Origin of the sequence: Kaistella sp. PBT33-4, assembly GCF_029194425.1 — a bacterium.
Classification (GTDB): Bacteria; Bacteroidota; Bacteroidia; order Flavobacteriales; family Weeksellaceae; genus Marnyiella.
Genome location: NZ_JARFYL010000003.1, coordinates 535,511 through 548,558, shown reverse-complemented (window position 1 = coordinate 548,558; position 13,048 = coordinate 535,511). Strand labels below are relative to the sequence as shown.

Here is a 13,048-nt window from a genome sequence, read left to right as displayed (position 1 = left end):
AATTCTGCAATTACTTCGATTCAGGAACATAGTTCAAAATTACACGCTGATTAGGGCTCAGGTATTTCTTCGCTGCATTCATAATGTCCTGACGTGTAATTCCGCGGTAGATATCAATTTCTTTGTTGATAAGGTTGGTATCGCCCATCAGCATATAATTGTGCACCAGTGAATGTGCAATTCCCTGGATGGATGAGTTTGAGTTCACGAAGTTGTTTTCAAACTGATTCTGAAGTTTCTGGTAGTCCTCTTCAGAAATCATCGTAGTCTGCATTTTCTTAATCTCGGCATCGATATCCTTCTGAAGTACTTCTTTGGAAGTCGCGCCCATTGGGATTGCGAAGAAGCCGAAGATTCCGTAATCTTCCAGTCCCTGGCTGAATGCCTGAACCTGAAGTGCTTTTTTCTCCTCGTCTACGAGTTTCTTATAAAGTACGGAAGATTTACCTGCGCTCAGATAAGCGGAGACCATATTCAGGATATAAGCATCGCGCTCTTTGGCACCCGGCGTTCTGTAGGCGAAAACATAAGCGGGCAGCTGGATATTCTTATCCGTTACCGTCACTTCCTTCTGAGTCGTAATTGGATCTTCTTTCGCGTAGTTCTTAGGATAAACTGTTCCTTTTGGAATGCTTCCGTAATACTCCTGTATCCATTTTTTTGTCTGCTCCGGCTTAATGTCACCTGCAACAACTAAAACGGCATTATTGGGTACATAATATTTCTTATAGAAATTCTGGAATTCTTCCAGTTTTGCCGCGTTCAGGTCTTCCATGGAACCAATTGTGGTCCAGCGGTAAGGGTGCTTGGAGAAAAGGTTGGACTGAAGTGCTGTCATGATGTTACCGTAAGGCTGGTTGTCCATACGCAGACGCTTCTCTTCCTTTACAACTTCACGCTGAGTGTCTACACCGATCTGGTTGATCACACCGCTTCTGAGCCTTTCGGCCTCCATCCACAAGCCAAGCTGCTCGTTATTTGAAGGGAAAGTTTCATAGTAATAAGTACGGTCGTTGCTTGTATTGGCATTGTTTGTTCCACCGTTTGAGGACACCACTTTGAACCACTCGCCACGCTTGATATTGGCTGTACCTTCAAAAAGGAGGTGCTCAAAAAAGTGCGCGAAACCGGATCTTCCCGGATCTTCATCCTTTGCACCTACATGGTACATTACACCCGTTGTAACCACTGGTGCCGTATTATCCTGATGAAGGATGACATGCAAGCCGTTTGGCAGCTTATACTCTTCGAACTTGATTTGCTGCGCATTTAGCATCATGCTCACAAAAGCAACTGCAGCAGCAGAAAGTATTCTTCTTTTCATGAAATTAATTTATTTAAATAAAATTAGTAATAATAACCCTCAAATTGTTACACCCAAAACCTAATTAAGCCGATTTAACTGACAATAAATTTGCGGTCACGGATCAACTGTGCAATCTGCAGCATATCTTCGCCGATAAGCCTGTCATCCTCAAGCTTGGCTACTTTCGAACGTAGTATACTGTAGTTTTCTTCAATGACCGGGGAACAAACTGCTGGACGTCTGAATTCCAGACCCTGTGCAGCAAACATCAGTTCCACAGCAAGTATATTCACAAGATTGTCCAGCACCTGGTTGAACTTACGTCCTGAAATGCTGCCCATTGAGACGTGGTCTTCCTGACCAAGACTTGTCGGGATGCTGTCCGCAGAGGCCGGGAAGCATAGTGTCTTGTTTTCAGTTACCAAGGCTGCTGTTGTGTACTGCGGAATCATAAATCCTGAATTTAGGCCCGAACTTTCTGTGAGCAGTCTTGGTAAGCCAAATTTACCTTCCAGCAACAGATAGCTTCTCCGGTCAGAAATATTTCCTAATTCAGCCGCGGCCAGTGTGGCGTAATCAAGAGGTAATGCCATAAGCTGCCCGTGGAAGTTTCCGCCCGAAATTGTTTCTTCGGCACTTAAAACGATAGGATTATCTGTAACAGAATTTAGTTCAGTCTCGGCGAGTTGTTTCAAATGTTCAAAAGCATTGCGGCTGGCGCCGTGCACCTGCGGGATGCAGCGGAAAGAGTAGGGATCCTGTACCCTGTCGCAGAATTCATGTGATTTCAGGTTGTCCGAATTTTCAAGCAATTTAACCATTCGTGCGGCTACCTTCTGGCTTCCCGCGAAAGGGCGGATTTCATGCAGTTCCCTGCGGAAAGGGCTGGCAGATCCTCTGTAGGCTTCCAGCGACATTGCGGCAGTAACATCGGCCAGATCCAGCAGGTATTCCATCTTCTCAAGACCTTTTATGGCATGTGCCAGGATGAACTGGGTACCGTTTATAAGACCAAGACCTTCTTTAGGCCCCAGTTTAAGTGGCTGTAATCCATGTCTGTTCAGTGCGTCGGAAGTGGGAACCGGCACTCCGTTTTCCCAAACCTGTCCCAGGCCTAATAGGGGCAAAACCATATGAGCAAGCGGCGCCAGGTCACCTGAAGCACCTACTGAACCCTGCTCCGGAACACACGGAATAAGGTCTTTTTCAAGCATCAGGATCATCCGTTCAATCACTTCCAGTGTAACGCCGGAAAAACCGCGGGAAAGTGCGTGTATCTTAGCGATCATCATAATGCGGGAAAGTTCCCTGTCAATAGGTTTGCCTACGCCCACCGCATGCGAGATAATCAGGTTATGCTGAAGCTGCGCGGTTTCTTCCTCGGAAATCTTTACATCGCAAAGTGGGCCAAAGCCCGTATTGATGCCGTAAACGGTGCGGTTGGACTCTACAATTTCGCGCACATTCCGCTGGGACTGAAGTATTTGCTGCCGGGATTGATCGCTTAGTTGTGCCAGTGACGGATTTTTTGCTATTTCTAAAATTTGATGGAAAGTTAAAGTATCTGTTCCGTAGGTCATGAGTGATAAAATTTGGTCTTAAAAGTACGGTTTTTTGACGATAAGAAAAGTTCTCTAAAGTTTTACCTATTTTTGAACCTGTGAATCCACAGCTCGAACTTCAGTTAAAAACCCTCTCCTCAGATCCCGGCGTTTACCGTTATTATGATAAGAACGGGCAGCTTCTTTATGTGGGTAAAGCCAAAAACCTGAAGAACCGCGTCCTCAGTTATTTCAACAAAAATCTGTCCGGTTACCGTACACGTATTATGGTAGGGAAGATCTTCCGCCTGGAAACCACAATCGTTCCCAGTGAGTATGACGCTTTGCTGCTGGAGAATAATCTGATTAAGGAGCATCAGCCGTTTTACAACGTCATGATGAAGGACGACAAAACCTATCCCTGGATTTGTATTAAAAACGAAGATTTTCCAAGGATTTTTATGACGCGAACCATGATTAAGGACGGTTCCGAGTATTACGGACCTTTTGCCAAAGTAAGACCTGCGCGCGTTCTGCTGGATACTGTGCGAAGCATTTACAAACTGCGGAGCTGTAACCTGAACCTGGCGCCACCCAAAATTGAAGAAGGAAAGTACAGGGTTTGTCTGGAATACCATATCAAAAACTGCAAAGGTCCCTGCGAAATGCTGGAGTCCAAAGAGGCTTACGATAAGAAAATAGATGCCATCCGCGGTATCATTAAAGGAGATTTCCGCCAGGCACGTAATTATCTTGTGGATGAAATGCAGGCCTACGCCGAAAATCTGGAATTCGAAAATGCCCAGATGGTGAAGGAGAGACTGGATTTGCTGGAAAGTTATCAGTCCAAACACACGGTGGTAAACCCCAATATTAATGACGTGGATGTTTTCGGCATGACCAGCGACGAAACGGCTGCTTATGTGAATTACTTCAAGATACAGAACGGAAGCATTATCCAGAGTTACACTATTGAAATCAAGAAGGTAATTGAGGAATCGGACGAGGATATCCTGGAGCAGGCACTTGTGGAGATACGGCAGAAATTCAACTCAGACAGTGTGGAGATCCTGCTTCCTTTCCATCTTAATTTTGAGATTCCCGGCGTAAAACTGATTGTTCCCAAAGTGGGAGATAAGAAACGGATAGTGGAACTCTCCGAGAAAAATGCAAAGGAATACCGCATCGAGAAACTGAAGCAGGTTCAGATCGTTGATCCCGAAAGGCATACCAACCGCATTATGGCCGAAATGCAGAAATTACTGCGTATGCCGGAGGAACCCAGGCATATTGAAGGTTTCGATAATTCCAATATTCAGGGAACCAATCCAGTGTCATCCTGTGTCGTGTTCAAAAACGGCAAGCCCAGTAAAGCGGATTACCGCATATTCCATGTAAAATCGGTGGAAGGACCCAATGATTTTGCCAGTATGGAGGAGGTGATTTACCGCCGCTACCGCCGTTTACTGGAGGAAAACGAGCCATTGCCGCAGCTTATATTAATAGACGGTGGCAAAGGACAGCTGTCATCGGCCGTAAAGAGTCTCAAGTTGTTGGGTCTTTACGGCAAGATTACAGTTATTGGGATTGCAAAACGTTTAGAAGAAATTTTCTTTCCGGAAGATTCCATCCCGCTTTACCTGGATAAGAAATCGGAAACACTTAAAATTCTCCAGCGGGTTCGTGACGAGGCGCACCGCTTCGGCCTGAAGCACCACCGTACAAGGCGTAAAAATTCAACCATAAAAAGTGAACTGGAAGAAATTCCCGGAATTGGAGATAAGGCAATTGAATTACTTTTCTCCAAACTGAAATCGGTAAAGCGCATTAAGGAAGCACCGCTGGAAACGCTGGAAGAAATTTTGGGGCGGTCCAAAGGAGGCATTGTATGGAAATATTTTAATCCGGAGGGGCAACGCGGTGACGGTCTGTAACCTGATTTTTTTCAAACTTTTTCATTTTCGCAAAATTTGCCATGCTTTTTTATGGATTTTTTGCAGAAACTTTTGAAAATATTATTTGCAATAAAAAAAATTGTATATTTGCACCACAATTAGAACGGGTCACAGCCTTTGCTTCTTCTGTTGCAGTCTAGAATTACCATTTTTTTCTCTCAGTTTTCGCACCAACCGCCGCCGTTTTTTAGCCATATTTCCATTGATTGATTTTGTTCAGTCTCCGTAATCAGTTAAAAAAATCCGTTTTAATTATATTTGAAAACGCGATCCGTAAAACAGTGTAACGGAAAAAGGACAATTTTAAAACAATAATATACGATTATCATTTATGGCAGATTCTTTCTCAAAAAAAGAAAATTTCAAGAAAAAACTTCAGAAAGCAAAAGAAAAAGCGCAGAAGCGTGAAGAGCGCAAGACCAATAACAATAAAGGAAAAAGTCTGGACGATATGTTGCTGTACGTAGATGCCAATGGGCAGCTTACGGATGTAAGACCGGAAGACCAGGAAAAAATAGAGATTAACGCAGAGGATATCCAGTTAGGGGCTGCACCTATTGAAGCTGAAGAGCTTGTAAAAACGGGAATCGTAACCTTCCTTAGTGATAAAGGTTATGGCTTCATCACAGAAAACAGTACCAAGGACAATATCTTCTTCCACGAAAATAACTGTGCACACCAGGTAAAGAAGGGAAATAAAGTTTCCTTCGAAAAAGAAAGATCTCCAAAAGGTTTTTCTGCGGTAAACATTCAGATCATAAAATAGAATACAATAATTTTTTAATATCAATACCATGCAAGAAGGCACAGTAAAATTTTTCAACGAAACCAAAGGTTTCGGATTCATCACTCCATCAAACGGCGGAGAAGATATCTTTGTACATACAACCGGACTGGTAGACAGAATCCGCGAGAATGACAAAGTTACCTTTGATGTAAAGCAGGGAAATAAAGGAATGAACGCAGTAAATGTTAAATTGGCATAAGCTGTTTTTATCATCATACTCTAAATAAAGCTCCGCAAGGAGCTTTATTTTTTTTGGCTTTCTTTTCATGCTATCGAACTGCAGAAATTATAGATTCAGTTTTTTAGAAAGGCACTTTTATAACATAACTGAGCAATTTTTCTATAAAATATCAGGCATAAAATTTTCCGTAAATTTGTGTCCCCCAAAAAGAGTATTGCCCCATGGATTATTTGAAAGGATTGAATGAAGCACAGTATGAAGCTGTTACCACCCTGGAAGGACCGCTTATGGTTCTCGCCGGCGCCGGTTCCGGTAAAACGCGTGTGCTTACCATGCGTATTGCCCACCTCATCACCAATCTAGTGGATCCCTTTCATATCCTCGCGCTTACCTTTACCAATAAGGCCGCCAAGGAAATGAAGGAAAGGATTGCAAAAGTGGTGGGGCATAGCGAAGCACGTTCGCTCTGGATGGGGACTTTTCACTCCGTATTTGCCAGAATCCTGCGAAGCGAAGCGCATTATCTGGGCTATCCTTCCAATTTCACCATTTACGATTCCCAGGACTCGCTGAATGTGCTGAAAAAGGTGCTCAAAGATGCCAATATTGACGCCGACCTTTACAAACCCAAAAAGGTGATGGCCCGAATTTCCAATTATAAAAACAACCTCATTACCGTGAAGGCTTATTTGGCGAATCCGGAGCTTATAGAAAATGATGAGCGTGCCAATATGAAGCATATGGGTCTGATTTACCAGAAATATGTGGAAGCTTGTTATAAAAATGGTGCCATGGATTTTGACGACCTTCTTTTAAGGACTAATGAATTGCTCACCCGGTTTCCGGAAGTACTGGCCAAATACCAGGACCGCTTCCGCTATATTTTGGTTGATGAGTATCAGGATACCAACCACTCACAGTACCTCATTGTAAAGGCTTTGGCTTCCAAATTCGAGAATATATGTGTGGTGGGCGATGATGCCCAGTCCATCTACTCCTTCCGTGGAGCCAACATCCACAATATCCTGAACTTTAAGAAAGACTATCCGGATGCGGTAACGGTTTCGCTGGAGCAGAACTACCGTTCTACCCAAAATATAGTGAATGCGGCCAATGTCGTAATCTCAAAGAACGTACAGCAGTTCAAGAAAAATGTATTCAGCGATAATGAAGAGGGTGAAAAGATCAAGGTGTACCGTTCACTTTCCGATGCCGATGAAGCCAACTTTGTAGCCTCCAATATTTGGGAGCTGCACAACACGCAGCAGCGTAAGTTTACGGATTTTGCGATCCTGTACCGTACCAACTCCCAGACCAGGGCTTTCGAAGATGCCCTCAGACGCAAAAACATTCCTTACCGTGTCTATGGCGGATTGTCCTTTTACCAGCGTAAAGAGGTGAAGGACCTGGTAGCGTACCTTCGTTTGCTTATCAACGAAAATGACGGCGAGGCTCTTTCGCGAATCATCAATTATCCCGCCCGTGGAATTGGTGAAACTACCCAGAATAAGCTTATCGTTTTTGCCGATTCACAGAATGTTTCCATCACAACTGTTCTGGGCAATCTTGGCATGTACGCGCCCTTGCTTGGACTTAATAACGGTATCCTGACCAAACTGGCAGATTTCTGGGCGATGATCCAGGCCTTTAAGGTCATGTTGAAGACCGAAAATGCATACACCGTAGCCATGGAAGTGGCCAAGCGTACCGGCCTGATTAAATTCCTGAAAGATGACCAGACACCGGAAGGTATTTCACGTCTGGAGAACGTTCAGGAACTCATGAACTCCATGCAGGGTTTTATAGAGGAACAGCAGCAGCTGGAAGACGGTGATCCTTCACTTTCCAATTTCCTGGAGAATATCGCGCTTTCGGCAGATACCCAAAATGATAAGAAGGAGGAAGGTGACCAGGTTTCACTGATGACCATTCACCTTTCCAAAGGACTTGAGTTTCCGGTAGTCCATTTGGTGGGCCTTGAGGAAAACCTTTTCCCAAGTTTCATGAGTTCATCCACCCGCGAGGAGTTGGAAGAAGAGCGCCGCTTGTTTTATGTAGCACTTACGCGTGCGGAAAAACAGGCTTTTTTCTCTTATGCCGTTTCACGCTTTCAGTGGGGGAAGATTACAGATGCCGAACCTTCCCGTTTTTTAAGCGAAATGGATACCGCGCATCTGGAATTCATTAATCCCGCCATTGAAAGCCGCTTTGTAAATCATTCCGGTCTTAAGTCAAGCATTTTTGATGATGAACCGGCAGCGCCCAGATTCTTCAAAAAGAAAGAAGAGAAAAAGACCATACAGCGGAGTGAACCGTTACCTGCTTCCCAGAAACTGAAGCCCGTAGCCACGGCCCGCATCATTAACCCGAGCGGTGCCTCATCGGAAAATATTGAGGTGGGCGACCAGGTACGTCACGACCGTTTCGGTGTGGGCGAAGTGATCTTTCTGGACGGTACCGATCCGCAGAATATCAAGGCAAAAGTGAAATTCCAGCACGAAGGCGAAAAGAACCTTATACTGAAATTTGCGAAGTTGACTAAGATTTAAGAGAAGCTGGAAGAAGGAAACTGAAGGATTAAAACAGTTGCATTCTGAGTTTGTATTGCGGGAATGGGACGCAGGCAGAATGACGCGGCACCTCCGGAGATAAACTTACTAAGGGAACGCTTCTTCGCCGTGCTTCTTTATCATAATTATGTTCTTGCGTAGTGTGTTTTTTTTTCCGGTTTACTCTTATAGTTTCCATCTGTGGGCTGTATTGGGTTAATATTTTCATTTTTTTTGGTTAAATAATGTCCGGATGTAAATCTGAATGTATTTTTCATTAATTTTATTTCTTATTGAAGTAAACTTATTAACCATTAAAAACACAAATTATGTCCACATCTGTAGCAAAGGCGTATGCCAACACCGTGAGGAAAAATCAGAAAGTTTTATATGCCGTTTGGGAGCCCGGTTTACCGGTGGAGCTTGGCGACTACGGCACCATGAACGGGAATATCTTTGTTCCGCTGGGAAATATCAGGGAAATCGAAGCCCTGAAGGATTTTAAGATTACCACACGGAAGGATACTACGCAGGATGAGAAAACATTTACCTCTCAGAGAGGGGTAGAATATAAGCTGATACCCAAAGCCAGTGCTTCGGTTCAGGGTATTCCGGTGAAGGCATCCATAGAATTTAATTTTTCAGAGGAGAACGCCGTATTTTTCAATGCCGCCGGCTGCGTTTTCGAGATGATTGAAAACAAACATCAGCTCGGACAGAAAATTAAGGAAATCCATGAGGCTGACAGGAGTATATGGAAGAAGGATTTCGTCCTGGTTACCTCTGTGGTGCATGCAAAACGTGCGCTGATTTTGGTTTCCACCTCCAGCGATTTTGCCATCGGTTTTGAAGCCGCGGGTGAGGTTCCGGCAATTGATTTGGCCAGTGCTTCGCTTAATCTGAATCTTAAATTTCAAAAATCGAGCGGCTACAAGGTAAATGCAGAAGAAGGCCTTATACCTTTAATTGGCTTGGGTAAAATTCAGCGGAAATCTGTTTTTCACAAGGAAGATTTCGGGGCTTTATCGGACTCAGTAAAGAGCGCAGCATCACGTGAAAGAAAGGAATATGAAATGGTTTTCGACGATTATACGGCTGATAAGGAATCGGATGAGGATTGATCTCAGGTCTGGAAAATTACCGTAATCAGTTTTTCTGTATATTTAATAATCAGAGTAGGCGGAGTTGCAATATCAATAATTCTCAGGAATCTGTTAGGATTGTTTCTCCGTTTGCTTTTTTCAATTTCCTTACTTCACCAGTTCATTAAACAACCTCTCAAACGTCTTATCCAAATCGCTTGTTTTCCCGGGGTGCGGGCGCGACGTTTGGATAACCGAGCTCCGCACTGCTGTAAGCCAGCGGAAACGCTCGGGGATGTCGAAGGCTGCGATTTCACCACCGGCTTTATCGCCGTTAGCTACGTGGCGGAAATTTTCAAGGTTTTGCAGTATGGCCTCCTTATCCGTTTCACATTTCATCAGCTCAAATTTTTCCGGACAAAGATGAAAGTCCACACGGATGTACTTTTCTCTTTTCGAAAACATCACCAAACCGATATTGAAGAACTCTTCACGCTCCACTTTCGGTACCAGACGGATTACAGCGTATTCGTAAATTTTAACCTCTTGCATTTTGGGCTTCTTTTACAAAGTTAGCAGAGTTCTCCAGCCTGGTTTTCATGAAAGTAAAATATACTTCCCGGATCTGTTCAGGCGTTTCGTCGGTATCTTTCCAGTGCAGCCAGTCATCAGGAATAAGTTCCACAATTTGGCGCAGCATTTCAGTATTCAGTACAGTTTTGGCAAAAGCATCAGCTTCGTCCAGCAGGCTGGCCTGTGACAGGAGCACATGGTCCTTCACATAAGCGAAAGGACTTAAAGCAAGCTTTTCAAAATTCATCCATGAATGGTGGAAGTAAAAGGAAGCACCGTTATCGATGACCCAAAGCTCTTTATTCCACATCAGAAGGTTGGTGTTTTTGTGGGTACGATCTATATTGGTAATAAATGCGTCGAGCCAGACAATTTTTGAAGCCAGCAGCGGATCCACTTTTACAGAAGCGTCATAAGCAATGGCGCCAGAAAGAAAGTGCAGTGCGAGATTAACACCTTCAGAAAACTTCAGTAAATCCTGGATTTCTTCATCGGCTTCGGTACGGCCAAAGTCCACATCCAGGTTAGCGAACACCAACTCAGGAATCTTCAGACCCAGAACTTCAGCGATCTTGCCGCCCAAAAGTTCGGAAATCAGCATTTTTACGCCGTGTCCTCCGCCCCTGAACTTGAGTACATATTTAAAATCGTCATCGGCTTCTGCCAGGGCCGGCAGTGAGCCGCCTTCCCGAAGTGGAAGGATGTAGCGCATCACCGTAACCGTCCGTAAAGATAAATCCCGCATAGATTACAAATTAACGCTAAAAGCGCGAAATAAAAAAGTTGCCCAAAAAGAGCAACCAAAAACGGTTCAAGTTTTCTCTACTCTCTACTCTCTAATCTTTATTCTTTCTTCTTTCCTCTTTGGTCACTCTTTCCTCTTCCTATAATGTTCATCCCGAAACATAATGTTATAAACCAAATATAAGCCCAGACTGATTGCGATTATAAAGAAAATGAATGGCAGGATGCCATAGCCTAGTATAGAATAACTGGATGGAATACGCATCAGCAGAGCGGCACCAATGATCATTGCAGCAATGATCAGTCCGGAAGTGATTCTGTTCGCCACTTTCTGAAAACCGTCTGTCAGCCTGTCTTCATCCAGTGCCTGGATCTTCAGTTCAAATTCATTGGCAGCCATGCGCTCGGTAATCTTGTTAAGACGTCCGGGCAGGTTTTCGGCCAGTTTTTTATTGTCCAGCAGGTAACCGTAGAAGTTTTCCGGCTTCAGTTCCTGTTTCATTTTCTGGTTCACCATTTTCTCCATAAACCTCCGTATGGCCTGCTGCAAATCGTACTTTGGAGTAAGTACGGCAATAATCTGGTCCAGGTTCAGCAGGATCTTACCAAGTATGTTGAGTTCTACGGCGAGTTTAATACCCTGATCTGCTGCAATTCGGTTCATTTGCAGCAACACACGACCGGTTTCCATGTCCTCCGCGTTGGTACTTGTGCTGTCCATTACCAGCCTGTTAATGTTCTTTCTGAATGAATCTACATTGGCTGTTACATTATCAAATTCGCTCATTTCCAGCAAAGCTTCGCTAATGGCATCACCATCCTTTTTGCTCATTCCTACCAGTAGCATCATGATCTTTTCCTGAAGCTTGGGACTGAATTTAGCCACCATGCCCAAATCCATCAGAGCTACTTTATTGTCCGTTGTTAGGTGAATGTTACCGGGATGCGGATCGGCATGCGCGAAACCGTCTACAATGATCTGTTTCAGATATGCTTCTACAAGATCATCGATGAGTGGGTTGAAATCCACTTCCGTGCGGATGAGTTTTCCGAGTGAAGTAATTTTCTTGCCTGCAATAAAATCCATCGTGAGAACCTTGGACGAAGAATATTCGACCACAGGAGATGGAATGATGAGGTAATCGAACATCTTAAGGTTTTCTCTCAGGATGGTCAGATTCTGGGCTTCCTTATTATAGTCCAGTTCATTAAGCAGGATATAGCGGAGTTCCTCTATAATATCGTTCAAAGCATACTTCCGGGCTGCCTTGGAATGTGAGACCGCCAAATCGGCCATTTGCTGCAGTGTATCCAGGTCTTCCAGAAAATTCCTGCGCACTCCGGGGCGCTGTATTTTAACAGCAACTATCCGCCCTGAGTGCAGTACTGCTTTATGCACCTGCCCAATAGATGCGCTGGCCAGCGGCACGGGATCAAATTCAACAAAAGCCTTTTTTATGCGGACGCCAATTTCCTCCTCAAATATCTTTTCCACTTCTTCATAGGAGATGGTTTCCACATCGTCCTGTAGGTTTGCCAGTGCCTTCAGGTAATGGTCGGGCAACAAATCAGGCCGGGTGGAAAGCAACTGGCCCAATTTTACATAAGTGGGCCCCATTTTCTTGAGGTCTTCCACAAGTTCCTCAGGTTTTTGGCTGAATTCCAAATCCGTTTCGGCCTCTTCCTTCAATGCTGTATTTGCTGTGGATTTTACGATGTCGCTGTCGTAATATTTCAGGATGAAACTGAAAAATTTGGTGTAGTTGCTGAGTTGCTCCAGGGCCATAAGGATATTTTTCCTCAGTAAAGAAAAAAATGTACCACTAACCTTATATTCTGAATACTAAAAAAAATATAATCGACAGGGTAGGTCCGAATTATATTTTACCCACGTACATTCACGTCTGTATTCCAAGTTGGGCCTCCTGACATCGTGCAATTTCCTATATTTGCTTTATGTGCAGGTTCCCCAGTTGTGCATAAGATGATTTTGAGTCGGATAACTCTGCAAAATTTAAGAAACTTATACAGATACTGCTTAATTTCACGGTTGTAATTGCGTTAATCCAGCAAAGCGGGATCACTATTTCTTTATTACTTAAGATTTTTCAGTATAATGATGAAATATCGAATACGGAATTGAGAAACCATGTAATTATTTACAAGTTTGCCCAAATATTTATAACCATAATTTTTCTTTTGATTACTAAATTTCATAAGAAAACCAAGCTGTTTTCGATCATATATCTGCTGACTGGAGTTTTCATCGCTTTCAAGATTCCTGTTGAGTGGTTCTTTGTAACAGATTCTTATTGGATGATTATTATAAT

General features: G+C 43.7%; 10 protein-coding genes. 5 read left to right on the top strand and 5 right to left on the bottom strand.

Annotation, left to right across the window (positions count from 1 at the left end; genetic code table 11):
• Positions 1-10: 10 nt before the first annotated feature.
• Both P0M11_RS08615 and hutH read right to left on the bottom strand, forming a co-directional pair.
• The gene (locus P0M11_RS08615) at positions 11-1,324 is read right to left on the bottom strand and encodes a pitrilysin family protein (protein ID WP_158063419.1); all 1,314 of its coding nucleotides are present in this window, start codon (positions 1,322-1,324) and stop codon (positions 11-13) included.
• A gap of 74 nt (positions 1,325-1,398) precedes the next feature.
• Positions 1,399-2,886, bottom strand: coding sequence for a histidine ammonia-lyase (gene hutH, locus P0M11_RS08610; protein WP_275625293.1), 1,488 nt, complete (start codon positions 2,884-2,886; stop codon positions 1,399-1,401).
• An 80-nt stretch (positions 2,887-2,966) separates the two neighbouring features.
• On the opposite strand from hutH, the gene uvrC reads away from it, so the two are divergent.
• The 5 genes from uvrC (at position 2,967) to P0M11_RS08585 (ending at position 9,440) form a co-directional block, all read left to right on the top strand.
• The gene (gene uvrC / locus P0M11_RS08605; protein ID WP_275625292.1) at positions 2,967-4,781 is read left to right on the top strand and encodes an excinuclease ABC subunit UvrC; all 1,815 of its coding nucleotides are present in this window, start codon (positions 2,967-2,969) and stop codon (positions 4,779-4,781) included.
• 352 nt (positions 4,782-5,133) lie between these two features.
• On the top strand, positions 5,134-5,568 hold the full coding sequence (locus P0M11_RS08600; protein ID WP_158063421.1) for a cold shock domain-containing protein: 435 nt from the start codon (positions 5,134-5,136) through the stop codon (positions 5,566-5,568).
• A 28-nt stretch (positions 5,569-5,596) separates the two neighbouring features.
• Positions 5,597-5,788: a cold-shock protein gene (locus P0M11_RS08595; protein ID WP_275625291.1), complete on the top strand. Its 192-nt coding sequence runs from the start codon at positions 5,597-5,599 to the stop codon at positions 5,786-5,788.
• Between the two features lie 203 nt (positions 5,789-5,991).
• Positions 5,992-8,319 carry a UvrD-helicase domain-containing protein gene (locus P0M11_RS08590; RefSeq protein WP_275625290.1) on the top strand — a complete coding sequence of 776 codons (2,328 nt, stop codon included), beginning with the start codon at positions 5,992-5,994 and terminating at the stop codon, positions 8,317-8,319.
• 329 nt (positions 8,320-8,648) lie between these two features.
• Positions 8,649-9,440 (top strand): hypothetical protein, encoded by a 792-nt coding sequence (locus P0M11_RS08585; RefSeq protein WP_275625289.1) that lies wholly within the window; start codon positions 8,649-8,651, stop codon positions 9,438-9,440.
• Positions 9,441-9,569: 129 nt separating this feature from the next.
• Here P0M11_RS08585 and P0M11_RS08580 read toward each other — a convergent pair whose 3' ends face one another.
• The 3 genes from P0M11_RS08580 to P0M11_RS08570 all read right to left on the bottom strand — a co-directional run bounded on the left by P0M11_RS08580 (position 9,570) and on the right by P0M11_RS08570 (position 12,504).
• On the bottom strand, positions 9,570-9,953 hold the full coding sequence (locus tag P0M11_RS08580) for a DUF3037 domain-containing protein (RefSeq protein WP_275625288.1): 384 nt from the start codon (positions 9,951-9,953) through the stop codon (positions 9,570-9,572).
• A complete protein-coding gene (locus tag P0M11_RS08575) occupies positions 9,940-10,719 on the bottom strand; it encodes a HipA family kinase (RefSeq protein ID WP_275625287.1) in 780 nt (259 codons plus the stop codon). Before P0M11_RS08575 ends, P0M11_RS08580 begins: the two co-directional genes overlap by 14 nt.
• Positions 10,720-10,842: 123 nt before the next feature.
• Positions 10,843-12,504 (bottom strand): AarF/UbiB family protein, encoded by a 1,662-nt coding sequence (locus P0M11_RS08570; RefSeq protein WP_275625286.1) that lies wholly within the window; start codon positions 12,502-12,504, stop codon positions 10,843-10,845.
• Between the last annotated feature and the right edge of the window lie 544 nt (positions 12,505-13,048).

Excerpts from the sequence above, each read along its gene's own strand:
- P0M11_RS08570 (WP_275625286.1), bottom strand. The coding sequence starts at position 12,504 with ATGGCCCTGGAGCAACTCAGCAACTACACCAAATTTTTCAGTTTCATC.
- P0M11_RS08595 (WP_275625291.1), top strand. The coding sequence starts at position 5,597 with ATGCAAGAAGGCACAGTAAAATTTTTCAACGAAACCAAAGGTTTCGGA.
- P0M11_RS08585 (WP_275625289.1), top strand. The coding sequence starts at position 8,649 with ATGTCCACATCTGTAGCAAAGGCGTATGCCAACACCGTGAGGAAAAAT.
- P0M11_RS08580 (WP_275625288.1), bottom strand. The coding sequence starts at position 9,953 with ATGCAAGAGGTTAAAATTTACGAATACGCTGTAATCCGTCTGGTACCG.
- P0M11_RS08600 (WP_158063421.1), top strand. The coding sequence starts at position 5,134 with ATGGCAGATTCTTTCTCAAAAAAAGAAAATTTCAAGAAAAAACTTCAG.
- P0M11_RS08590 (WP_275625290.1), top strand. The coding sequence starts at position 5,992 with ATGGATTATTTGAAAGGATTGAATGAAGCACAGTATGAAGCTGTTACC.
- P0M11_RS08615 (WP_158063419.1), bottom strand. The coding sequence starts at position 1,324 with ATGAAAAGAAGAATACTTTCTGCTGCTGCAGTTGCTTTTGTGAGCATG.
- hutH (WP_275625293.1), bottom strand. The coding sequence starts at position 2,886 with ATGACCTACGGAACAGATACTTTAACTTTCCATCAAATTTTAGAAATA.
- P0M11_RS08575 (WP_275625287.1), bottom strand. The coding sequence starts at position 10,719 with ATGCGGGATTTATCTTTACGGACGGTTACGGTGATGCGCTACATCCTT.